Origin of the sequence: Streptomyces sp. 6N223 (assembly GCF_052246635.1) — a bacterium.
Classification (GTDB): domain Bacteria; phylum Actinomycetota; class Actinomycetes; order Streptomycetales; family Streptomycetaceae; genus Streptomyces.
The window spans coordinates 1-22,288 of record NZ_JBQQCA010000011.1; the positions used below are offsets into that span (position 1 = coordinate 1).

Annotated in this window: 22 protein-coding genes and 1 riboswitch; of the genes, 14 read left to right on the forward strand and 8 right to left on the reverse strand. The window is 73.4% G+C overall.

The window, feature by feature from the left end:
* The 3 genes from ACTWQH_RS09585 to hutI form a co-directional block, all read left to right on the forward strand.
* On the forward strand, window positions 1-1,351 hold a 1,351-nt coding region (locus ACTWQH_RS09585; protein ID WP_443285974.1), incomplete at its 5' end, for an allantoate amidohydrolase.
* A 2-nt stretch (window positions 1,352-1,353) separates the two neighbouring features.
* Window positions 1,354-2,703, forward strand: coding sequence for a formimidoylglutamate deiminase (locus tag ACTWQH_RS09590; RefSeq protein WP_443286086.1), 1,350 nt, complete (start codon window positions 1,354-1,356; stop codon window positions 2,701-2,703).
* 61 nt (window positions 2,704-2,764) lie between these two features.
* Entirely contained in the window at window positions 2,765-3,946 is a 1,182-nt protein-coding gene (hutI, locus tag ACTWQH_RS09595; RefSeq protein WP_443285975.1) for an imidazolonepropionase, read from the forward strand.
* Window positions 3,947-3,959: 13 nt separating this feature from the next.
* Here the strand turns inward: hutI and ACTWQH_RS09600 are convergent, their stop codons facing one another.
* Window positions 3,960-4,538 (reverse strand): hypothetical protein, encoded by a 579-nt coding sequence (locus tag ACTWQH_RS09600; RefSeq protein WP_443285976.1) that lies wholly within the window; start codon window positions 4,536-4,538, stop codon window positions 3,960-3,962.
* Between the two features lie 129 nt (window positions 4,539-4,667).
* Between ACTWQH_RS09600 and ACTWQH_RS09605 the strand changes: the two genes are divergently transcribed.
* Window positions 4,668-5,063 carry a VOC family protein gene (locus ACTWQH_RS09605; protein WP_443285977.1) on the forward strand — a complete coding sequence of 132 codons (396 nt, stop codon included), beginning with the start codon at window positions 4,668-4,670 and terminating at the stop codon, window positions 5,061-5,063.
* Here the strand turns inward: ACTWQH_RS09605 and ACTWQH_RS09610 are convergent.
* Window positions 5,053-5,820, reverse strand: a complete 768-nt coding sequence (locus tag ACTWQH_RS09610; protein WP_443285978.1) for an MOSC domain-containing protein — start codon at window positions 5,818-5,820, stop codon at window positions 5,053-5,055. The genes ACTWQH_RS09605 and ACTWQH_RS09610 overlap by 11 nt on opposite strands.
* A gap of 140 nt (window positions 5,821-5,960) precedes the next feature.
* The gene (locus ACTWQH_RS09615) at window positions 5,961-6,863 is read right to left on the reverse strand and encodes an RNA polymerase sigma factor SigF (protein WP_443286087.1); all 903 of its coding nucleotides are present in this window, start codon (window positions 6,861-6,863) and stop codon (window positions 5,961-5,963) included.
* A gap of 417 nt (window positions 6,864-7,280) precedes the next feature.
* On the opposite strand from ACTWQH_RS09615, the gene ACTWQH_RS09620 reads away from it, so the two are divergent.
* From ACTWQH_RS09620 to ACTWQH_RS09635, 4 genes are all read left to right on the forward strand, one after another.
* The gene (locus tag ACTWQH_RS09620; protein WP_443285979.1) at window positions 7,281-7,673 is read left to right on the forward strand and encodes an STAS domain-containing protein; all 393 of its coding nucleotides are present in this window, start codon (window positions 7,281-7,283) and stop codon (window positions 7,671-7,673) included.
* Between the two features lie 283 nt (window positions 7,674-7,956).
* A complete protein-coding gene (locus ACTWQH_RS09625) occupies window positions 7,957-8,469 on the forward strand; it encodes an ATP-binding protein (RefSeq protein ID WP_443285980.1) in 513 nt (170 codons plus the stop codon).
* 145 nt (window positions 8,470-8,614) lie between these two features.
* Entirely contained in the window at window positions 8,615-9,292 is a 678-nt protein-coding gene (locus ACTWQH_RS09630) for a response regulator transcription factor (protein WP_443285981.1), read from the forward strand.
* A gap of 16 nt (window positions 9,293-9,308) precedes the next feature.
* Window positions 9,309-10,634 (forward strand): ATP-binding protein, encoded by a 1,326-nt coding sequence (locus tag ACTWQH_RS09635; protein ID WP_443285982.1) that lies wholly within the window; start codon window positions 9,309-9,311, stop codon window positions 10,632-10,634.
* Here the strand turns inward: ACTWQH_RS09635 and ACTWQH_RS09640 are convergent.
* Window positions 10,620-11,156, reverse strand: a complete 537-nt coding sequence (locus ACTWQH_RS09640) for a GtrA family protein (protein ID WP_443285983.1) — start codon at window positions 11,154-11,156, stop codon at window positions 10,620-10,622. The genes ACTWQH_RS09635 and ACTWQH_RS09640 overlap by 15 nt on opposite strands.
* 137 nt (window positions 11,157-11,293) lie before the next feature.
* On the opposite strand from ACTWQH_RS09640, the gene ACTWQH_RS09645 reads away from it, so the two are divergent.
* The 4 genes from ACTWQH_RS09645 to ACTWQH_RS09660 all read left to right on the forward strand — a co-directional run bounded on the left by ACTWQH_RS09645 (window position 11,294) and on the right by ACTWQH_RS09660 (window position 16,514).
* Window positions 11,294-12,439, forward strand: a complete 1,146-nt coding sequence (locus ACTWQH_RS09645; protein ID WP_443285984.1) for a 5-(carboxyamino)imidazole ribonucleotide synthase — start codon at window positions 11,294-11,296, stop codon at window positions 12,437-12,439.
* Between the two features lie 61 nt (window positions 12,440-12,500).
* Window positions 12,501-13,025 carry a 5-(carboxyamino)imidazole ribonucleotide mutase gene (gene purE / locus ACTWQH_RS09650; RefSeq protein ID WP_443285985.1) on the forward strand — a complete coding sequence of 175 codons (525 nt, stop codon included), beginning with the start codon at window positions 12,501-12,503 and terminating at the stop codon, window positions 13,023-13,025.
* Window positions 13,022-14,230, forward strand: coding sequence for a dipeptidase (locus tag ACTWQH_RS09655; RefSeq protein WP_443285986.1), 1,209 nt, complete (start codon window positions 13,022-13,024; stop codon window positions 14,228-14,230). Before purE ends, ACTWQH_RS09655 begins: the two co-directional genes overlap by 4 nt.
* Before the next feature lie 70 nt (window positions 14,231-14,300).
* The gene (locus ACTWQH_RS09660) at window positions 14,301-16,514 is read left to right on the forward strand and encodes a DUF6351 family protein (RefSeq protein WP_443285987.1); all 2,214 of its coding nucleotides are present in this window, start codon (window positions 14,301-14,303) and stop codon (window positions 16,512-16,514) included.
* Window positions 16,515-16,534: 20 nt separating this feature from the next.
* Here ACTWQH_RS09660 and ACTWQH_RS09665 read toward each other — a convergent pair whose 3' ends face one another.
* Window positions 16,535-17,119, reverse strand: a complete 585-nt coding sequence (locus ACTWQH_RS09665; protein ID WP_443285988.1) for a GrpB family protein — start codon at window positions 17,117-17,119, stop codon at window positions 16,535-16,537.
* Between the two features lie 317 nt (window positions 17,120-17,436).
* Window positions 17,437-17,614, forward strand: a riboswitch (cyclic di-AMP (ydaO/yuaA leader).
* A gap of 5 nt (window positions 17,615-17,619) precedes the next feature.
* Between ACTWQH_RS09665 and ACTWQH_RS09670 the strand changes: the two genes are divergently transcribed.
* A complete protein-coding gene (locus ACTWQH_RS09670; protein ID WP_443285989.1) occupies window positions 17,620-18,372 on the forward strand; it encodes a M23 family metallopeptidase in 753 nt (250 codons plus the stop codon).
* Between the two features lie 31 nt (window positions 18,373-18,403).
* Here ACTWQH_RS09670 and ACTWQH_RS09675 read toward each other — a convergent pair whose 3' ends face one another.
* Together ACTWQH_RS09675 and ACTWQH_RS09680 are read right to left on the reverse strand one after the other, a co-directional pair.
* Complete coding sequence (locus tag ACTWQH_RS09675; RefSeq protein WP_443285990.1) at window positions 18,404-19,210, reverse strand: ABC transporter permease; 807 nt, start codon at window positions 19,208-19,210, stop codon at window positions 18,404-18,406.
* A complete protein-coding gene (locus ACTWQH_RS09680) occupies window positions 19,207-20,178 on the reverse strand; it encodes an ATP-binding cassette domain-containing protein (RefSeq protein ID WP_443285991.1) in 972 nt (323 codons plus the stop codon). Before ACTWQH_RS09680 ends, ACTWQH_RS09675 begins: the two co-directional genes overlap by 4 nt.
* An 80-nt stretch (window positions 20,179-20,258) precedes the next feature.
* Between ACTWQH_RS09680 and ACTWQH_RS09685 the strand changes: the two genes are divergently transcribed.
* Complete coding sequence (locus tag ACTWQH_RS09685; RefSeq protein ID WP_443285992.1) at window positions 20,259-21,020, forward strand: TetR/AcrR family transcriptional regulator; 762 nt, start codon at window positions 20,259-20,261, stop codon at window positions 21,018-21,020.
* 1 nt (window position 21,021) lies between these two features.
* Here ACTWQH_RS09685 and ACTWQH_RS09690 read toward each other — a convergent pair whose 3' ends face one another.
* Window positions 21,022-22,182, reverse strand: a complete 1,161-nt coding sequence (locus ACTWQH_RS09690) for an acyl-CoA dehydrogenase family protein (RefSeq protein WP_443285993.1) — start codon at window positions 22,180-22,182, stop codon at window positions 21,022-21,024.
* Window positions 22,183-22,288: the final 106 nt, after the last annotated feature.

A 22,288-nucleotide genomic window follows, 5' to 3' on the forward strand; every position in this document is an offset into this window, starting at 1 on the left:
CTCCGCCCCCGGACCCCCGTTCGCCGCACACACCCCGGCACCCCACCCGGGGGTGAGCGCCGTCGTCAACTCCGCCTTCCGTCACATGTGGGCCGAGCTGGAGCCCATCGGCCGCGACGCCGCCACCGGCGGCTACCGCCGCTTCGCGTGGACCGACGCCGACGCCGCCTGCCGGGAGTGGTTCCGCCGCCAGGCGGAGACCCGCGGGCTCGCCTACGAGGTGGACCGCAACGGCAACCAGTGGGCCTGGCTCGGCGACCCCGCCCGCGGCGGGGCCGTCGTCACCGGCTCGCACCTGGACTCCGTGCCGGACGGCGGCGCCTTCGACGGGCCGCTGGGCGTGGTCTCGGCGTTCGCCGCCCTCGACGCCCTGCGCGAGCGCGGCGCGGCGGGCGGCGGCCGCCCCCTCGGGGTCGTGGCGTTCGCCGACGAGGAGGGCGCCCGCTTCGGCGTCTCCTGCGCCGGATCCCGGCTGGCCTGCGGCCGGCTCGGCCCCGAGCGCGCCCGGCGGCTGGTGGACGCCGACGGCGTCACCCTCGCCCAGGCCATGGCCCGCGCCGGGCACGACCCCGAAGCCATCGGGCCCGACCCGCAGCGGCTGACCCGGATCGCCGCCTTCGTCGAACTCCACGTCGAGCAGGGCCGGGCCCTGGCCCACACCCCGCACCCCGTCGGCGTCGCCTCCGGCATCTGGCCGCACGGCCGCTGGCGCTTCGACTTCGAGGGCGAGGCCAACCACGCGGGCACCACCCGCCTCCATGACCGCCGCGACCCGATGCTCAGCTTCGCCACCACCGCGCTCGCCGCCCGCAAGAAGGCCCGGCTCGCCGGGGCGCTGGCCACCTTCGGCAAGGTCACCGCCGCCCCCGGCGGGGTCAACGCCGTGCCGTCCCTCGTGCAGGGCTGGCTCGACGCCCGCGCCCCCGAGCAGGACACCCTCACCGCCCTCGTCGACGAGGTGACCCGCACGGCCACCGAGCGCGGACGGCGCGACGGCGTCACCCTGCGCGTCACCAAGGAGTCCTTCACCGGCGCCGTCGCCTTCGACGCCGGGCTGCGCGAGCGCATCGCCACCCTGCTGGGAGGCGCGCCCGTGCTGCCCACCGGCGCCGGCCACGACGCCGGCATCCTCGCCACCGCCCGCCCCGCGCCCGTCCCCGCCGCCATGCTCTTCGTCCGCAACCCCACCGGCGTCTCCCACGCGCCCGCCGAGCACGCCGAGGACGCCGACTGCCTGGCCGGAGTGGCCGCGCTCGCGAAGGTGCTGGAGGATCTGAGACAGGAGGACCGAGCGGACCGAGCGGACCGGCACGACCCGGAGGACCCGGAGGACCGGGAGGAACCGGTGTGACGCTGAGCGCGCAGACGTACTGGGCGGAACACGCCTGGCTCAACGGCACCGTCGAGCCGGGCGTGGTGCTGGCCACCGCCGACAGCGGCTACCTCACCGAGGTGCGCCCGGGCACGCCCGCGCCCCCGGCCGGGGCGGTCACGCTGCGCGGCCTGACCCTGCCCGGCCTGGCCAACGCCCACAGCCACTTCTTCCACCGCGCCCTGCGCGCCACCGCCCAGATCGGCGGCGGCACCTTCTGGACCTGGCGCGAGGCCATGTACCACATCGCCGACCGGCTCACCCCCGACTCCTGCTTCGACCTGGCGCGCGCCGTCTACGCCGAGATGGCGCTGGCCGGGATCACCTGCGTCGGCGAGTTCCACTACGTGCACCACCAGCCAGGCGGGGAGCCCTACCACGACAGGAACGCCATGGGGAAGGCGCTGATCGCCGCCGCCGCCGAGGCGGGCATCCGTCTCACCCTGCTCGACGCCTGCTACCTCTCCGCCGGCTTCGGCCAGGCCCCCGCGCCCCAGCAGAGGCGCTTCTCCGACGGCACCGCCGAGGCCTGGGCCGAACGCGCCGACGCCCTGCGCGGCAACGCCACCACCCGGATCGGCGCCGCCATCCACTCGGTGCGGGCCGTGCCCGCCGACGCCCTGGGCACCGTCGCCGCGTGGGCGAGGGAGCAGCGCGCCCCGCTCCACCTCCACCTCTCCGAGCAGCCCGCCGAGAACGCCGCCTGCCGCCGCGCCCACGACCGCACCCCCACCCGCCTGCTCGCCGACCACGGCGTGCTCGGCCCGCGCACCACCGCTGTGCACGCCACCCACCTCACGGAGGACGACCTCGAACTGCTGGGCCGCTCCGCCACCCGCGTCTGCCTGTGCCCCACCACCGAGCGCGACCTCGCCGACGGCATCGGCCCCGCCGCCCGGCTGCGGCGCGTCGGCAGCCAGCTCTGCCTGGGCACCGACAGCAACGCCGTGATCGACCTCTTCGAGGAGGCGCGCGGCATCGAACTCCACGAGCGGCTGCGCACCCGCACCCGCGGCCACTTCACCGCCGCCCAGCTGCTGCGCTCCGCCACCGAGCACGGCCACGCCGCCCTCGGCTGGCCCGAGGCCGGACGCCTGGAGACCGGGATGCTCGCCGACTTCACCACCATCGCGCTCGACACCACCCGCACGGCGGGCCCGCCGCCCCGGATGGCCGCCGAGGCCGCCGTCTACGCGGCGACCAGCGCCGACGTGCGCCACACCGTGGTCGCCGGGCGGCACCTCGTGCGCGACGGCACCCACCAGCTCGTGCACGACGCGCCGCGCGTCATCAGCGGCACCGTCGACGCCCTGCGCCACGCCGTCGGCTGAACGACGCCCCCCATGACCACCGCCACCAAGACCGCGACCACCCCCGCCGGGAGCGCCGCCGATGCCCAGCAGCATCGCCATCACCCACATCAGCACCCTCATCACGAACGATCCCTCCCTCGGCACGGGTCCGCTCGGCCCCCTCACCGACGCGGCCGTCGTCATCGACGGCGACCGCGTCGCCTGGACCGGTGCATCCAGTAGAGCACCCGCCACTGACAGTTACCACGACGCGGCGGGCCGGGCCCTCATCCCCGGCTTCGTCGACTCCCACTCCCACCTGCTCTTCGCCGGCGACCGCGCCGAGGAGTTCGCCGCCCGCGCCGTCGGCCTCCCCTACACGGCAGGCGGCATCCGCACCACCGTCGAGGCCACCCGCCGCGCCAGCGACGCCGCGCTCACCACCCGCCTCGTCTCGCTGCTGACCGAGATGCGCCGCCAGGGCACCACCACCGTCGAGACCAAGTCCGGCTACGGCCTCACCGTCGCCGACGAGGCCCGCGCGCTGCGCATCGCCCGCCGCCACACCGAGGAGACGACCTTCCTCGGCGCCCACATCGTCGCCCCCGGCATGGACCCGGCCGCCTACCTCGATCTCGTCACGGGCCCGATGCTCGACGCCTGCGCGCCCCACGCCCGCTGGATCGACGCCTTCTGCGAACGCGGCGCCTTCGACGCCGACGCCGCCCGCGCCGTCCTCACCGCCGGCCGCGCGCGCGGCCTCGTCCCGCGCCTCCACGCCAACCAACTCGCCCCCGGCCCCGGCGTACGCCTCGCCGTCGAGCTCGCCGCCGCCTCCGCCGACCACTGCACCCACCTCGCCGACGCCGACGTCGACGCCCTCGCCCAGGCCGCCACCGCCCCCGAGCCGACCGTGGCCACCTTGCTCCCCGGCTGCGAGTTCTCCACCCGCTCCCCCTACCCCGACGCCCGCCGCCTGCTGGACGCCGGCGCCGTCGTGGCCCTGGCCACCGACTGCAACCCCGGCTCCTCCTACACCAGCTCCATGGCGTTCTGCATCGCCCTCGCCGTCCGCGAGATGGGCATGACCCCCGACGAGGCACTGTGGTCGGCCACCGCGGGCGGCGCCGCCGCCCTGCGCCGCGCCGACATCGGCCGCGTCACGCCCGGCGCGCGCGCCGACCTGGTGCTGCTGGAGGCGCCCTCGCCGATCCACCTCGCCTACCGCCCCGGAGTCCCCCTCGTCGCCGCCGTCTGGCGCGAGGGCGTACGCGTCGTGTGACCGCTCAGCCCGCTCAGCGTGGCCAGCGCGGGCGCGGCGGCCCGAGCAGCGCCCCCAGCGCCAGCAGCCCGAAGCCCGCCACCGCGATCCACGGCCCCGCCGACACGTCGAACGTGGGCGCCCCCAGGTCCCCCTCCTCGATGTCGCCCAGCGACGCCGCGAGCACGATCGTCGAGATCAGGCCGAACACCCCCAGCACGGTCGCCGTGCCCCGCAGCACCGGCCTCGGCCCGCCCGCCGCCTGCGGCCAGGTCGCCAGCAGCGCGGTCAGCGCCGTCGCGAACGCCGTCAGCCAGCTCAGGTACTGCAGGTAGGCGTGCTCGTAGTCCCCCAGGATCTCCCGCGTCTCCTCCGCGTAGAACACCCCGGCCACGCCGTTGAGCGTGAGCGTGTCGCTCGTCTCCTCGTCGACCTCGTACGACAGCCAGTCGAGCACGCCCATCCCGAGGGCGAGCGCCAGCAGCCCGGCGAGCGCGACGAACAGCCCCGCCGACGCGGGTTGCGCCGTCGGCGGCGGATGCCCCGGGAAACCCGGGTACGCCGGCGGCGGGGAGGACGGCGGGGATGACGGCGGCGGCGGTGGAAAGGCCATGTCCCAAGAGCGTCCTCGCACTTCAGGCCCCTGTCCAGACCGCGTCGCGGCGCCCGCGATGAGTTTTCGCCTCCGCCCCGGTCTTGTAGGGAGAACGGAATCCGTGACCCGTAAGGAGTGCATGTGGCCATGTCGACACCGACGACACCCGCGAAGCCGCGCCTGGGCGGCCTGGTCCTGGGCAGCATCGACCCGCAGCGGCTCTACGACTGGTACAAGGCGGCGTTCGCGCCGGAGGCCGGGCCGCAGCCGGCCGAGATGCCGGTGCTGGCGCTGGAGCTGGGCGGCACCTGGCTGATTTTCGAGCACCGCGACGACGTCGGCGAGAAGGCCGCCGAGCCCGGCCGCGTCCTGTTCAACATCGAGGTGGCCGACATCCGCGCCGCCGAGTCCCGGCTGACCGCCATGGGCGCGCGGTGGATCAGGCCCGTGGAGGAGCCGTCGCCGGGCGAGCCGGTGATGCTGGCCACGGTCGAGGACCCGGACGGCAACTATCCGCAGATCTTCCAGGACCTCAGCGGCTGACGCCCCCGCGGGCGGCCTTCCCGCCGACCCCGTCGGCGGCTTCCCGTGCGCCCTCCTGGGCCGCCCGGGCGGCCCAGCGGCGGGCCTTGCGCAGCTCCGGCTCGCCCAGGGCCTCGCCCGCCGCGATGACGCGCGGCCGCAGCGCCGGCTCCGTGGTCAGGGCCCGGAAGAGGAACGCCGCCGACACCTCGTGGCCGGGGCGGTGCACCACCTCGACCGGGTCCGCCGCCCGGACCTCGCCGGGCTCGATCACCCGGAAGTACACGCCGGGGACGGCCGCCCGTGTGAAACGCCGCACCCAGCCGCGTTCGCCGAGCCAGTCGGCGAAGGTGTTGCAGGGGATACGCGGCGAGGTCGCCTCCAGCACCAGCCGCCCGCCGACGCGCCACCGCTCCCCGATCCGCACCTCGCCGAGGTCGATGCCGAGGGTGGTGAGGTTCTCGCCGAAGGTGCCGTTGCGCAGCTCGCGGCCCAGCTCCCGCTCCCAGCGGTCCAGGTCCTCGCGGGCGTAGGCGTACACGGCCTGGTCGTTCCCGCCGTGGTGGCGCAGGTCGCAGACCTCGTCGCCGGCCAGGCCGCTGCCGCCGGTGCCCTTGGGGCCGGGCGCGGCCACCGCGACGGGGCCGGCGACCGGCCGCTTGTCGATGCCGGTGAGGCCGCCCGGCGCCGTGGCGGACGCCGCGGTGGCGGTGCCCTTGCCGAGGTTCACGGACAGGACCGACGGGCCGCCCGCACGTTCATGCACCTGAAGCCGCATGCGCGCCACCCTATGCCGAGCGCCCCCGGCCCCGGCCACTCCGTTACGCCCCGGCACGCCGCCCGGTTTGCCGCCGCGCCGCCTCGTGCGCCCCGGCGCCGCCCCGTACGCCGCCGCGCCTGAGCCCTCCGTGTGCCGCGCTACTCCTCGACCATCAGCCCGCGCCGCAGCTTGCCCAGCGTCCGGGCCAGCAGCCGGGAGACGTGCATCTGCGAGATGCCCAGCTCCTCGCCGATCTCCGACTGGGTCATATTGGCCACGAAGCGAAGCGAAAGGATGCGCCGGTCGCGCGGCGACAGCTCGGCGATCAGCGGCTTGAGGGACTCGATGTACTCGATGCCCTCCAGGCCGTTGTCCTCGTAGCCGATGCGGTCGGCCAGCGCGCCCTCCGCGTCGTCCTCCTCCGGCTGGGCGTCCAGCGAGCTCGCGGTGTAGGCGTTGGAGGCGGCCATGCCCTCGACGATCTCGTCGTGGCTGAGGTTCAGCCGCTCGGCCAGCTCGGCGACCGTGGGGGCGCGGTCCAGCTTCTGCGCCAGCTCGTCCCCCGCCTTGGCCAGGTCCAGGCGCAGCTCCTGGAGCCGCCTGGGCACCCGCACCGACCAGGACGTGTCCCGGAAGAAGCGCTTGATCTCGCCGACGATCGTCGGCATGGCGAACGTGGGGAACTCCACACCCCGGTCCGCCTCGAAGCGGTCGATGGCCTTGATCAGGCCTATCGTGCCGACCTGGACGATGTCCTCCATCGGCTCGCTGCGGGAGCGGAACCGGGCGGCGGCGAACTTCACGAGGGCGAGGTTGAGCTCGACCAGCGTGTTGCGCACGTAGGCGTACTCGTGCGTGCCTTCCTCCAGTATCCGCAGCCGTGTGAAGAGGCTCTTGGACAGCGCACGCGCGTCGACGGGTCCCACCTCGTCGTAGGGCGGGATCTCCGGGAGCGAGGCCAGGACGTCCGCCGGGGCCGGTCCCCGGGATGTCTCCGCCTCCGGCGCCTCGCGGGCCTCCGGCACGGTCGGCACGATCGGCATACCTGGCGCAACCGGCATACCCGACGCAACCGGCGTGTCGGGCACGTCCGTCATGTCCGGCGGGTTCGCCGCCTGCGGCACCTCGGCGCCGGCGGGCTTGGCGATGTCCACCCTGGTGGTCTCCACGGTCTGCGGTTCGTCGGTTCGAGGGGCCGGTGACATGTGGTGTCCTCCGTAAGTCTCTCGGCATATGGCTGCCGAAGCCTTCGTTCACTGCGGGATGCGGCGCCTCCAAGGCCGACTTGGAATTGTGTGGGGGGACAAGGACTAGCGCGCGGGGCGTCCTCCTACGCCTATCGGTCATCCGCCGGGCATGGCAAGTCTGCTCCGCCCGAATTCGGAGGAATGTCGGGCCTGTTAGGGTGCCCAGCGGACTCCCTAGGGGCTAGGGTTTCGAACCTAGCCAGGAAAGCGCTCCAATATGAAGGGGGCTGCATGGACCGCGGGATGCCGGGGGAGGGCAGCCGGCGCCAGCTGACGGTCACCGTGCGGCGTATGGGCGCGAGTGCGGGCGCGGGCGCGGTCGTCACGCCCGCCGGTGAGCTCGATCACCACTCGGCCGGAACGCTGCGTGAGTCGCTGGAGACGTGTATCGACGATGGCTGTTCCCGGATCGTTATCGACTGCTCGGATCTGGAGTTCTGCGACTCGACCGGCCTCAACGTGCTGCTCGCCACGCGCATGGCGGCCGAAGCCGCGGGTGGCGAGGTGCATTTGGCAGGAATGCGGCCAATTGTCGCCCGAGTTTTCGAGATCACGGGCGCCGGCGCGGTCTTCACGGTCCACCGGAGCCTCGGCGACGCCCTCGCCGCGCTGCCCGCCGAGTGATCGCCCCGGGCGTTCCCGCAGGGTACCCCCGCTGTACGGGAGCCGGTTGCGCGAGTCACACTATTCCCCGGCTCGGGAGGGTGTGCGCACCGGCGGTCAGGGCAGGAGTCCCCCTGTTACGCCGGGCATCCGGGGACGGGTCCGGCGCTACCAGGCACCTCCAGGGAGCTTTCCGGCAACTCCACCACTTCGGCCATTGCGACCCGGACCACTCGGGCCGCTCGGACTACTTGGACCACTTGGACATTCCGCCAGCGCGGTGATGCGGTGAGGGGAGGCGTGCGTGAGTACCACCCGTCCGCATGCTGCTGGCGACCACGGACCGGAATCCCAGGCTCCGCCCCCTGCCGCCGCCGCCGAGCGGCCCCGGCAGGTGCGCAGGCTGCGGCTGTCCGGGATACCCGGCGCCGTCTCCCGCGCCCGGGAGTTCACGCGGCGGGCCCTGCTCGACTGGGAGTGGCTGCCCGCCGCCACCATGGAGCAGCGCGCCGCCGCCGAGGACGTGCTGCTCGTCGTCTCCGAACTGGTCACCAACGCCTGCCTGCACGCCGGCGGCCCCCACGAGCTGCGTCTGGCCAACGCCGCAAAGTTGCTTCGGGTGGAGGTCTACGACAGTGGCACAGGTGCGCCGGCCCTGCGCACCACCCGTCGCGCGGGGCGACCGGGCGGCCACGGCCTGTTCATCGTCCAGCGGCTGTGCCTGGACTGGGGCGTGATACGCGAGCCCGCCGACGGCACCGGCCGCGGGTCCGGCAAGACGGTCTGGGCCGAACTCGCCTCGCCCGGCCTCGCGTGAGCGCCCGCGCGCGGCGCCCGCGCGGCGCTCGTGCCGGCGCCCGCGTATCGCCCGCCAACCCGGCGTTACGCCGCGCCCGCGGCCCGGCACATGCCATTCCGGCCAAGTCGCCGGCAGGCCATGCCGAGGCGTTTACCATCGCCCCATGACCCGAGTACTGCTCGCCGAGGACGACGCGTCCATCTCGGAGCCTCTGGCCCGGGCGCTGCGACGCGAGGGATACGAGGTGGAGGTGCGAGAGGACGGCCCCGCCGCGCTGCGGGCCGGACTGCGGGGGGACATCGACCTGGTCGTGCTCGATCTCGGCCTGTCCGGCATGGACGGCCTCGAGGTCTGCCGCCGACTGCGCACCGAGGGACTGGGCCTGCCGGTCCTCATCCTCACCGCCCGCGCCGACGAGGTGGACACCGTCGTCGGGCTGGACGCGGGCGCCGACGACTACGTGACCAAACCCTTCCGCCTGGCCGAGCTGCTGGCCCGGGTCCGCGCCCTGTTGCGGCGCGGCGCCGGCGAGTCCTCCCCGGCGCCGACCGTCCACGGCATCCGCATCGACGTGGAGTCGCACCGGGCGTGGATGGGCGAGGACGAACTGCACCTGACGGCCAAGGAGTTCGACCTGCTGCGCGTGCTGGTGCGCGACGCCGGCCGCGTCGTCACCCGCGAGCAGCTGATGCGCGAGGTCTGGGAGACCACCTGGTGGTCCTCGACCAAGACCCTCGACATGCACATCTCCTGGCTGCGCAAGAAGCTCGGCGACGACGCCGCCAACCCCCGCTACATCGCGACCGTGCGCGGCGTGGGCTTCCGCTTCGAGAAGAGCTGACAGAGCTGGGCACCGGGTGCGCCGCCGACTCATCAACTCGACCCTCGCCGTGGTGCTCTTCGTCATCGCGGTGCTCGGCGTATCGCTCTTCGCCGTCGAGGCGAGCCTGATCCAGTCCAGCGCGCGCGACTCCCTCCAGGCCGAGGCGGCCCGCCTGGTGGCCGACGTGGAGAGCCGCATCGCCGCGGGCGAGCCGGTGACCGCCGCGGAACTCAGGTCGTCCGCGCCGCGCGACCGCTATGTCGTGATCGACCTGGCGGACCAGCCCTCCATCACCCTCGGCGAGAAGCCGGAGGGCGGCGTGACGGAGGCGTCCCAGACCGGCGTGCACGGCGAGACCATCACCGTGCAGCAGCCCGGCAGCGTCGTGACCGACGAGATCGGGCGCGCGCTGGTGATCATCCTGGTCGTCTCGCTGCTGGCCGTCGGCGGGGCCGCCCTGCTGGCGATGCGGCAGGCCCGCCGGGTGGCCGCGCCCCTGACCGACCTGGCCGAGGCCGCCGAACGCCTCGGCTCCGGCGACCCGCGCCCGCGCCACCGGCGTTACGGCGTGGCCGAGCTCGACCGGGTCGCGGACGTGCTGGACGCCAGCGCCGAGCGGATCGCCCGCATGCTGACCGCTGAACGCCGCCTGGCCGCCGACGCCTCCCATCAGCTCCGCACCCCGCTGACCGCGCTGTCGATGCGGCTGGAGGAGATCATCGCCACCGAGGACAAGGACACCGTCCACGAGGAGGCGACGATCGCGCTGTCCCAGGTGGAGCGGCTGACCGAGGTCGTGGAGCGGCTGCTGACCAACTCCCGGGACCCGCGTTCCGCCTCGGCCGTCGGCTTCGACCTGGACGAGGTGGTGCTCCAGCAGATCGAGGAGTGGAAGCCCGCCTTCCGCGGCGCCGGGCGGGCCATCGTGCACTCGGGCAGGGAGGGCCTGCGGGCCGTCGGCACGCCGGGGGCGGTCGCGACGGTGCTGGCCACGCTGGTGGAGAACGCCCTGATGCACGGCGGGGGGACGGTCGCGCTGCGCACCAGGACCACCGGCAACCAGGCGGTGGTGGAGGTCACCGACGACGGGCCCGGCGTGCCGAGCGAGCTGGGCTCCCGGGTCTTCGAGCGCACGGTCAGCGGCCGGAACTCCACCGGGCTCGGCCTGGCCGTCGCCCGGGACCTGGCCGAGGCGGACGGCGGCCGTCTGGAGTTGCTTCAGCAGCGCCCGCCGGTGTTCGCGCTGTTCCTGAGCCGGGAAGTGGATCAGGCACCGGGAGGGGGCCCGAGCCGCGAGTGTGACGAGGCGGAGAACTCGCGGCCCTCACACCGCGACGCGCGCTCCTCACACCACGACTGAGCCCTCGGAGTCGGACTCGGAGCCGGAGCCGGAGCCGGAATCGGAGCCGGAGCCGGAGGAGGACGCGGCCCTCTCCCCGGGCCGTGGCGCGGCGCGGCGGAACACCCAGGTGCGGTAGGACCAGAAGCGGAACAGCGAGCCGAGGCCGAGGCCGATCACGTTCTTGGCGATGTTGTCGGCCAGCGGCGAGGTGAAGTCGAAGCCGTAGTGGGACAGCGCCAGCACGCCGTTCTCGATCACCATGCCGACGCCGGAGAAGAGCAGGAACAGGCTGGCCTCGCGGCGCCGCCCGGTCTTGTCACGGTGCCGGTAGGTCCAGTAGCGGTTGCCGACGTAGTTGGTGCAGATCGCGGCCGAGGTGGCGATCACCCCCGAACGCACCGGCTGCAGGCCCGCCCCCTGGGTGCAGAGGTTGAAGACGACGACGTTGACCAGGAAGCCGAACGCGCCCACGGTGCCGAACTTCGCCGCCTCGCGCGCTATGCCGCGCAGCCGGTCGCGCAGCGTGAGCCGATCGCTCATAACGGCCATGCTAGACGGGACCCCCCTGGGCGCATTCGGACGGCTGCCTATGGAGGGACGGGCGGTGCCCACCTGCGGTTCCGGTGTGACGGCGGCCTCACGGAGCGCTGTCGGACCCGGCCGCTACTCTGGGTGTCGTGACGTTCCCGGTAGTTGGCATGATCGGTGGCGGGCAGCTCGCCCGCATGACACATGAGGCAGGCATCCCCCTCGGCATCCGGTTCCGGGTGCTCAGCGACACCCCGCAGGACGCCGCCGCGCGGGTGGCGCGCGACGTCGTCGTCGGCGACTACCGGGACCTGGACACGCTGCGCGGCTTCGCTCGCGGGTGCGACGTGGTCACCTTCGACCACGAGCACGTGCCGACCGAGCACCTGCGGGCCCTGGAGGCGGAGGGCATAGCGGTGCGGCCCGGCGCCGACGCGCTGGTGCACGCGCAGGACAAGGGCGTGATGCGCGCGCGCCTGGACGCGCTCGGCGTGCCCTGCCCCCGGCACCGCCTCGTGGACGACCCGGCCGACGTGGCGCGCTTCGCCGAGGAGGTGGGCGGCTTCCCGGTGGTGCTGAAGACGGTCAGGGGCGGGTACGACGGCAAGGGCGTGTGGGTGGTGCGCTCCGCCGGCGCCGCCGAAGCGGCCGAGCCGTTCCGGGCCGGGGTGCCGGTGCTCGCCGAGGAGGCGGTGGACTTCGCCCGCGAGCTGGCGGCGAACGTGGTGCGCTCCCCGCACGGGCAGGCCGTGGCGTATCCGGTGGTGGAGTCGGTGCAGGTGGACGGCGTCTGCGACACGGTGATAGCGCCCGCGCCCGGGCTGCCGGGCGAGCTGGCCGGCCAGGCGCAGCGGCTGGCGTTGCGCATCGCGAAGGAGCTGGGCGTCGTCGGGCACCTGGCTGTGGAGCTGTTCGAGACCCGCGACGGGCGGGTGCTGGTCAACGAGCTGGCGATGCGCCCGCACAACTCCGGGCACTGGACCCAGGACGGCGCCGTCACCTCGCAGTTCGCCAACCACGTGCGCGCCGTCCTCGACCTGCCGCTCGGCGACCCGCGCCCCCGGGCGCCGTGGACGGTCATGACGAACGTCCTCGGCGGCGACTACCCCGACATGTACCCGGCGTTCCTGCACTGCATGGCCCGCGATCCGGGCCTGAAGATCCACATGTACGGCAAGGACGTCAAGCCCGGCCGCAAGGTCGGCCACGTCACCGCCTACGGCGAGGACCTGGCGGAGGTGCGCGCCCGCGCCCGCCACGCCGCCGACTACCTGCGAGGGGCCATCGACGAATGAGCCGACGAACCAGCGGACGAACCAGCCGGCGAGGACGGACCAGCCGAGGAATGAGGGACGCATGAACAGCCCGGCCGAGCCGCTGGTCGGCATTGTGATGGGGTCGGACTCCGACTGGCCGGTGATGGAGGGCGCCGCCAAGGCGCTGGCGGAGTTCGGCGTGCCTCACGAGGTGGACGTCGTCTCCGCGCACCGGATGCCGCACGAGATGATCGCGTACGCCGAGCGCGCCGCCGGGCGGGGCCTGAGGGCGATCATCGCGGGCGCCGGCGGCGCCGCCCACCTGCCGGGGATGATCGCCGCCGTCACCCCTCTGCCGGTCATCGGGGTGCCGGTGCCGCTGAAGCACCTCGACGGCATGGACTCGCTGCTGTCCATCGTGCAGATGCCGGCCGGCGTGCCGGTCGCCACCGTCTCGGTGGGCGGCGCGCGGAACGCCGGGCTGCTGGCCGTGCGCATGCTCGCCGCCCACGACAAGGAGCTGCTGGAGCGGATGACCGCCTTCCAGCGAGGGCTGAGGGAGCAGGCCACCGAGAAGGGCAGGCGCCTGCGCGCCGCGCTGGCCGACGAGGGGAGCGCGCCGTGACCACGCTGGAGCGGGCGCGGGAGCTGCTGTCCCAGTACCCCGTCGTGGACGGGCACAACGACCTGGCCTGGGAGCTGCGCGAGCAGGTCGGGTACGACCTGGACCAACGCGACATCGCCGCCGACCAGAGCGCCCACCTGCACACCGACATCCCCCGGCTGCGCGCGGGCGGCGTGGGCGCGCAGTTCTGGTCGGTGTACGTGCGGTATCAGCGGTCCGGGGACGCCACCGTCAGCGCCTGTCTGGAGCAGATCGACGCGGTCGGGCAGCTGCTCGCGCGGTACCCGGAGGCGCTGCGCCCGGCCCTCACCGCGGACGACATGGAGGCGGCCCGTGCCGAGGGCCGCGTCGCCTCGCTGATGGGCGCCGAGGGCGGCCACTCCATCAACAACTCCCTGGGCACGCTGCGGGCCCTGTACCGCCTCGGCGTGCGGTACATGACGTTGACGCACAACGTCACCCTGGACTGGGCCGACGCCGCCGTCGACGAGCCCCGGCACGACGGGCTGACCGCCTTCGGCGAGGAGGTGGTGCGGGAGATGAACCGCATGGGCATGCTCGTCGACCTCTCGCACGTCGCGCCCGCCACCATGCGTGACGCGCTGCGCGTCACCGAGGCGCCGGTGATCTTCTCGCACTCCTCCTCACGCGCCCTCTGCGACCATCCGCGCAACGTTCCGGACGAGGTGCTCGCGGCGTTGCCGGCCAACGGCGGGGTGGCGATGGCCACGTTCGTGCCGCAGTTCGTGCTGCCCGAGGCCATCGCCTGGGCTCGGCGCGCCGACGAGAACCTGCGCGCCCACGGCCTCGATCCGAACGACATCGGTGAGGAGGCGCGGCGCGTGCACCGGGCCTTCGAGGAGGCCGATCCGTGCCCGCGCGCCACCGTGGCGACCGTCGCCGACCACCTGGACCACATGCGTGAGGTGGCGGGCATCGACCACGTCGGCATCGGCGGCGACTTCGACGGCACCCCCAACCTGCCCGACGGCCTGCAGAGCGTCGCCGACTACCCGAACCTGATCGCCGAGCTGCTGACGCGCGGCTGGTCGGACGCCGACCTGGCGAAGCTCACCTGGCGGAACGCGGTGCGCGTGCTGCGCGACGCCGAGGCCGCCTCCCGCGAGCTCGCGGCCCGCCGCGGCCCGTCCATAGCCACCATCGAGCAGCTTGACGGAAGCACCAACGGGGCAGAATCCGCATAGTTTCCCGAAGTTCCCCGTACTTCCTCGTAGTTCACCGTAGTGGGACGGATGGGACGGTGAGGTCCAGGCGATGCGTGGAGCGGTCTGGGGGGTGTGCTGGACGCTGGTGGTCGCCCTCGGGCTGCTCGCGGCGGGCCCGGCGGAGGCCTCGGACCGGCCGGGCGGCCGGGGCGATCAGGGCGATCGGGGCGATCGGGGTGAGTGGGGCGATCGGGGTGAGTGGGGCGATCGGGGCCTGGGCATCGCCGTGGTCTCGTCCCGGCCGGACGCCGTCTCCGGCGGCGACGCCCTGATCGAGGTGACGGTGCCGCTCGGCGTGCCGCCGCACCGGGTGCGGGTCGAGGCCGGCGGCCGGGAGGTGACCGGCGACTTCCGCGTGGCGCGCGGCGACCACCATTCCGGGCGTCCGGGGGCGTACCGGCTGCGCGGCCTGGTCACCGGCCTGGCGGAGGGCGCGAACGCCCTGACCGCCAGCGCCTTCGGCCTGCCCCCCGCCGAGCTCACGCTGGTCAACCACCCGCGGTCCGGGCCGGTCTTCTCCGGGCCGCAGGAGACGCCGTACATCTGCGAGACCGCGGAGTTCACGCTCGTCACCGGCGAGCGGCTCGGCCCGCCGCTGGACGAGGACTGCTCGGTGGCGACCCGGACCGACTACGTCTACCGCGCCGCCGCCGGGGGCGAGCTGCTGCCGCTGCCCGAGCGCCACGCCCGCGCCGGCACCCTGCCCGAGGACATCGCCTGGATCACGACTCGCACCGGCGCGCGGGTGCCGTACCTCGTCCGCGTCGAGACCGGCACCATCAACCGGGCGGTGTACGAGATCGCCATGCTCGCCGACCCGCGCGGCTGGAACCGCCGGCTGGTCTATACCTTCGGCGGCGGCTGCGCCAACGGCTGGTACCGGCAGGGCGCCGACACCGGCGGCGTCACCGAGGACGGCATGCTCGGCAAGGGCTACGCCGTCGCATCCTCCTCGCTCAACGTCTTCGGCAACAACTGCAGCGACCTGCTGGCCGCCGAGACCATGGCCATGGTGCGCGAGCGGTTCATCGAGGCGTACGGCGAGCCGGCGTTCACCATCGGCTGGGGCGCCTCCGGAGGCTCATACCAGGCGCAGCAGATCGGCGACAACTACCCGGGGCTGCTCGACGGCATCGTCGTGGGCAACAGCTTCCCCGACGTCGGCTTCGGCACCGTCCACACCGTCAGCGATGCCCGGCTGCTGGACCACTTCTTCCAGGAGACCGCGCCCGGCACCTTCACGCGTGCGCAGCAGCGCGCCGTCTCCGGCTTCGGCCGCTGGCAGAGCATCGCCGCCCTGGCCGAGGCGGGCGGGCGCATCGACCCGCGCGTCTTCTGCCCCGAGCAACTCCCCGCCGAGCTGCGCTACGACCCCGTCACCAACCCCGGCGGCGCACGCTGCGACGTCTACAGCCACACCGTCAACGCCTACGGCACCGACCCGGCGACCGGCTTCGCCCGGCGACCGCTGGACAACACCGGCATCGAGTACGGCCGCTCCGCCCTGGAGGACGGCACGATCACCGTCGAGCAGTTCCTGGACCTCAACGAGGGCATCGGCGGCTTCGACGCCGACGCCAACCACGTGCCGGAGCGGACCGTCGCCGACCCCTCGGCGGTGCGCGCGGCGTACGGCACGGGGCGGCTCCTCAACGGCGGCGGCGGGCTGGCCGGGATGCCGATCATCGACCTGCGCGAGTACCGGGACCTGGAGCGCCAGGGCGACATCCACATGAGCTTCCACTCCTTCGCCACGCGCGAACGCCTCGAACTGGCCAACGGCACCTCCGCGAACCAGGTCATGCTCGTCGAGGACGGTAGCCACGGCGGCTTCACCACCGGCAACCCGATCCTCGCCGAGGCACTGGACCAGATGGATGCCTGGCTGACCGCGATCCGCGCCGACCGCGCGCCCGGCACGGGCCCGGAGCGGGTGATCCGCAACCGGCCGCCGGACCTGGTCGAGGCGTGCTGGACCCGCGAGGGCGTCAAGATCGTGGAACGCCAGGAGCCGGGTGCCGGCACGACCCGCTGCAACGCCGAGTACCCGGTCTACGGCTCGCCCCGCATGGTCGCGGGCGCGGGGATCGAGAACGACGTGATCGTCTGCCGGCTCGCGCCGGTCGATCCCGGCTCCTACGGCGTCGCGATGACCGAGGAGCAGGAGCGGCGGCTGCGGCGGATCTTCCCCGACGGGGTGTGCGACTGGAGCGCCGACGGGGCCGGCCAGCGGGGCCTGGACGGCACCTGGCTGTTCTTCTGATCCTCTGACGCGCGCGGCGCTCAGGGCCGCCAGCCGGTCCGGGCCGCCCAGGACTCGCCGAGCTCCACCAACAGGTCGACGACCGGGTCCTTGACGTCGGTGTAGGTGTCGAGGTCGGGCACCGCCTCCGCCAGCACCCGCTTGAAGCGGCCGTACGCCGGCGCCAGCTCGGGGTGGGCGCGGAACCAGTCGCGGAACAGCAGCGCGAGGCGTTCGTTCGGCGAGCCGCGCAGCCGCACGTGGAGGTTGACGTTGCCGTCCGGGTGTCCGCGCCGGGACCACAGCCGCTTGGCCCAGCGCGCCGGGTTGTCGTTCCGCCCGGCCGGCACGTGGTCCCGCTCGTAGGGCCAGCGGGTGAGGCCGAGCCCCGCCAGCGGCGCGTCGAACGCCTCGGCCGCCCGGTCCAGGTCGGCGACGCTCACCTGTATGTCGAGCACGTCCTTGGCGGCCATGCCGGGGATGGCGGTGCTGCCGATGTGATCCACGCGCAGCGCGTGCGGCGCCAGCAGCTCCATCAGCTGCGCGCCGATCTCGGCACCCCGCTGGACCCAGGCGGACGAGTAGTCGATGACGACGGCACGGCGCACTTGCGGCGTTTCGGACATTCTGCAACATCCTGGAAAATTAAGAGCCTTGGCCCCGAGGTGGTGACCGAATTCACTTTATGCGCTGAACGCCACCCCTCGCGAATCGCCACCCGCCCGAAACGCCGCCCCCAAGTGCGCGGCGATGCGGGCCCCTTGGCGTTTCCCGGAATTCCTCTGCTTTGCCCGCATTCGCCGCGGGGGATCATGTCCGATCATGGGTGGTCATGCCCCGACAGCTCATGGTTCTTGTCTCGCCGGAAATCCGCGGTTTACGGTGCTGGCCGCGCCGCACCCCGCGGCGGGCCGCCGCCGGACGCCGAATCCTGTCACCGGGGGCGGAGAAGCTGCCATTCCGCGTGACAGGAGCGGGGGACCCACTTTCGCCGTACGCGCACCGCGCACCGTGCAGCGCGCGCCACGGCTTGGGGTGAAGTCACGGCGTCACCGACGCCGCGACCGGGCGACTCCGGCCCGAACCCGACAGCTCACCTCGCAGGCGTAGGAGGAGGAGCACACCTATGTCCGCACGCGGACGACACCGCCGTCAGGGCACCCGCCGCATATCCCGCGTCTCCCTCATACTCACGGTCGGCGGCGCCGGCCTGGCGCTGCCGCTGGTCGGCGCCGGCGTGGCGAACGCCGCCCCGGACGACACGACCTACACCGTCGCCGCCGGCGACACCCTGTCCACGATCGCCAGGGCGCAGGCCGTCGACGGCGGCTGGAAGGCGCTCTACGACGCCAACAGCGACGTCATCGGCTCCAACCCGGACCTCATCCTGCCCGGCCAGGAGCTGACCCTGACCACCACCTCGTCCGCCCCGGCAGAGGACACCGCCGACGCCTCGGCCCCGGCCGAGACCGCCTCCGGCTTCACCGCCCCGGTGCAGGGCCCGCTCGGCACCGCCTACGGCGTCGCGGGCTCGATGTGGTCCTCCGGCTACCACACCGGCGTCGACTTCCCCGTCGCGACCGGCACGCCCGTGGTGTCCATCGGCTCCGGCGAGGTCGTCTCGGCGGGCGACGGCGGCGCGTACGGCAACGAGGTCGTCATCCTGCACCCCGACGGCCACTACAGCCAGTACGCCCACCTCTCCTCCATCTCCGTCGGCGTCGGCCAGCAGGTGGCCTCCGGCGAGCAGATCGGCCTCTCCGGCTCCACCGGCAACGTCACCGGCCCGCACCTGCACTTCGAGGTGCGGACCGGCCCGGAGTACGGCTCCGACATCGACCCGCTGGCCTACCTGCGGGCCAACGGCGTCACCATCTGAGCAACGCCACGCTCCTCAACCCGCGCCGGTATCAGCGGCCCAGCCGCTGGTACCGGCGCAGCGCGAGCGGCGCGAACAGCGCCGTCAGCGCCACCGGCCACGCCACCGCCAGCAGCATCGCGTGGTCCGCCGCCCACGACTCGCCGCCGACCCCCGGGTTGCCGAACAGCTCGCGGATCGCCGCCACCGTCGCCGACAGCGGGTTCCACTCCGAGACGGCCCCGAGCCAGTCCGGCATCAGCTCCGGCGACATGAAGACGTTCGACAGGGCGGTGAAGGGGAACGCCAGCGGGAAGACGACCGCGCCCACCGTCTCGGCGTTGCCGAGCACCAGCCCCAGGTAGATGCCGATCCAGGTCACCGCCACGCGCAGCATCATCAGCAGCGCCACGGCCAGCAGCGCCCGTCCCGCGCCCCGGTGCCACTCCCAGCCCACCAGCAGGCCGCAGACCAGCAGCACCGTCATCTCCGTCAGCGCCCGCAGCAGGTCGGCCGCGGCGCGCCCGGTCAGCAGCGCGGAGCGGGCCACCGGCATGGCGCGGAAGCGGTCCACGACGCCGCGCGAGGCGTCCGTTGCGAGCTGGCCGCCGGTCGCGCCCATGCCGTAGAGCATGGTCATGGCGAAGACGCCCGGCAGCAGGAACTCCCGGTAGCCCCCGCCGCCGTCGGCTCCGCCCGCCACGGACATGCCGTTGCCGAAGACGTAGCCGAAGACCAGCACGAACATGATCGGCAGCGTGAAGTAGAGCGCCGCCTCCTCTGGGGTGCGCACCAGGTGCGCCATGTTGCGGCGGGTCATCACCCAGCCGTCCGCCGTCGCCATCCGCAGCCGCCTCATGCCGCGACCTCCTCCTTCTCCGCGGTGGTGTCGTGTCCGGTCAGCCGCAGGAACGCCTCGTCGAGCGTGGGCCGGCGGGTGCCGATGTCCTCGATCGCCGTCCCGGCGTCGTGCAACGCCCGCACCGCCTCCGTCAGCGCCGCCACCCGGTCGGCCGCCGGGGCGGAGACCCGCCGCGTGTCCGGGTCGGTCAGCGGCGGTACGCCGGTGATCCGGCCGAGGATCGCCGCCACCTCGGCGAGCTCGCGGACGTCCCGGACCACGACCTCGACCCGGTCGCCGCCGATCCGCGCCTTCAGCTCGTCCGGGGTGCCCTCGGCCACCGCCCGGCCCGCGTCGATCACGGACACGCGGTCGGCGAGCTGGTCGGCCTCCTCCAGGTACTGGGTGGTGAGCAGCACCGTGGTGCCCTCCGCGACCAGCGAGCGCACGGCGTCCCACACCTGGTTGCGGGAGCGCGGGTCGAGGCCGGTGGTCGGCTCGTCCAGGAACAGCACGCGGGGCAGCAGGATCATGCTGGCCGCCAGGTCAAGGCGGCGGCGCATGCCGCCCGAGTACTTCCCGGCGGACCGCCCGGCCGCCTCGGTGAGGCCGAACCGCTCCAGCAGCTCCTCCGCCCGCCGCCGGGCCTCGCGCGGGCGCAGCTTGTACAGCCGCCCGAACATCACGAGGTTCTGCCGCCCGCTGAGCTGCTCGTCGACGGCGGCGTACTGTCCCGTCAGCCCGATCCGGGCCCGCACCTCCTCGGGCCGGCGGGCCACGTCGAAGCCGCAGATCTCCGCCCGGCCCTCGTCGTAGCGCAGCAGCGTGGCCAGCGCGCGCACGGCCGTCGTCTTGCCCGCGCCGTTGGGCCCGAGCAGGCCGTGGACCGTGCCCGGCTCGACCGCGAGCCCGAAGCCGTCCAGCGCCTGTGTGTCGTCTCCGTACCGCTTGCGCAGCCCCTCGGCCACGATCGCGTGTTCGGCCATCTCGGTTCTCCCCGCTCATTCCAAAACTGTGTACGTCGTAGACTTAGGTATACACCATACACAGTTCTAGGATGTCGTCAATGACTCAACGGCCCGCACGGCGCGACCCCGAACAGACCCTGGCCCTGCTGTGGCGCACCAAGCAGCCCGGCAGCAGGGGCCCGCGCGGCAGCCTCAGCCTCGACCGGATCGTCCGCACGGCCATCGAGATCGCGGACGCCGAGGGCATCGCCGGGGTCTCCATGCGCAAGGTGGCCGAGCGGCTGGGTGTGACCACGATGTCGCTCTATCGCTATGTCCCCGGCAAGGACGACCTGCTGGACCTGATGTTCGACATGGCGTCCGGTCGCCCGGACACCAGCGACTGGCCGGACGACTGGCGCGGCGGGCTCACGGCGTACGCCCACGCCACCTGGCACGTGCTGCGCGCCAAGCCCTGGATGCTCGACATCCCGCTGAACGGCCCGCCGATGGGCCCGAACAACCTCGGCTGGATGGAGGCGGCGCTCGCCACCATGGACGACACCGGGCTGCCGGGCGAGGAGATGGTCGGCGTGCTGATGATCCTCAGCGGCTACGTCCTGAACGAGGCGCGCCAGGAGGTCTCACTGGCCCGGGCCGCACCCCGGACCGGCGTGAGCTACGAGGAGTGGGGCCGGGTCTACGGCGAGATGCTCTCCAAGGCCGTCGCGGACGGCCGCTACCCCACCCTCGCCCGGATCGTCGCCGAGGGCGCCTTCGGGGACGGCCGGTCGGGCCCCGAGGAGGACTTCGACTACGGCCTGCGCTTTCTGCTCGACGGCGTCGAGGCCCTGATCAACGCCCGGCGTTCCGGCGCGTGACCTACGGCAGGTTGCGCGCCATGACGATCCGCTGCACCTGGTTGGTGCCCTCATAGATCTGCGTGATCTTGGCGTCCCGCATCATCCGCTCGACCGGGTAGTCGCGGGTGTAGCCATAGCCGCCGAGGAGTTGGACGGCGTCGGTGGTGATCTCCATCGCCGCGTCGGAGGCGTAGCACTTGGCGGCGGCGCCGAAGAAGGTCAGGTCGGCGTCCTCGCGCTGGGACTTCGCCGCGGCGGCGTAGGTGAGCTGGCGGGCGGCCTCCAGCTTCATGGCCATGTCGGCGAGCATGAACTGCACGCCCTGGAAGTCCGCCACCGGCCGGCCGAACTGCTTGCGCTCGCGCACGTACCCCTTGGCGTAGTCCAGGGCACCCTGCGCGATGCCGAGGGCCTGCGCGGCGATGGTGATGCGGGTGTGGTCCAGCGTGCGCATCGCGGTCGCGAAGCCGGTGCCCTCGTCGCCGATCATCCGGTCGGCCGGGATCCGGACGTTGTCCAGGTAGACCTCGCGGGTCGGGGAGCCCTTGATGCCGAGCTTCTTCTCCGGCGCGCCGAACGACACGCCCTCGTCGCCCTTCTCCACGACGAACGCCGAGATGCCGCCGCGCGTCCGCCTCTCCGGGTCGGTGACGGCCATGACGGTGTAGAACTCCGAGGTCCCGGCGTTGGTGATCCACCGCTTGACGCCGTTGAGGACGTAGTGGTCGCCGTCGCGCACCGCGCGGGTCTTCATCCCGCCCGCGTCCGAGCCCGCCTCCGGCTCCGACAGACAGTAGGAGAACATCGCGTCGCCCCTGGCCAGCGGGGTGAGGTACCGGGCCTGGAGCTCCTTCGACCCCGACAGCATCACCGGCAGCGACCCCAGCTTGTTGACGGCCGGGATGAGGGAGGAGGAGGCGCACACCCGCGCCACCTCCTCGATCACGATCACCGTGGCCAGGGCGTCCGCGCCCGCGCCCCCGAACTGCTCCGGGACGTGGACGGCGTGCAGGTCGTTGGCGACCAGCGCCTCGAGGGCCTCCTGCGGGAAGCGCCCGGCCTCGTCGACCTCGGCGGCGTGCGGGGCGATCTTCGCCTCGGCCAGCGCCCTCACCGACTCGCGGAGCATCTCGTGCTCCTCGGCGGGGCGGTAAAGGTCGAAGTCAGCGGCTCCTGCCACGGTTCTCTCCCTGCTGTGAGCTAACAACCGTTAAGTAACTTAATCCTATGAGTGCGGCAGGGCTGTGGACAGCCGGGCTTGCCGACGGCTCGCCCCGTTCTATGCT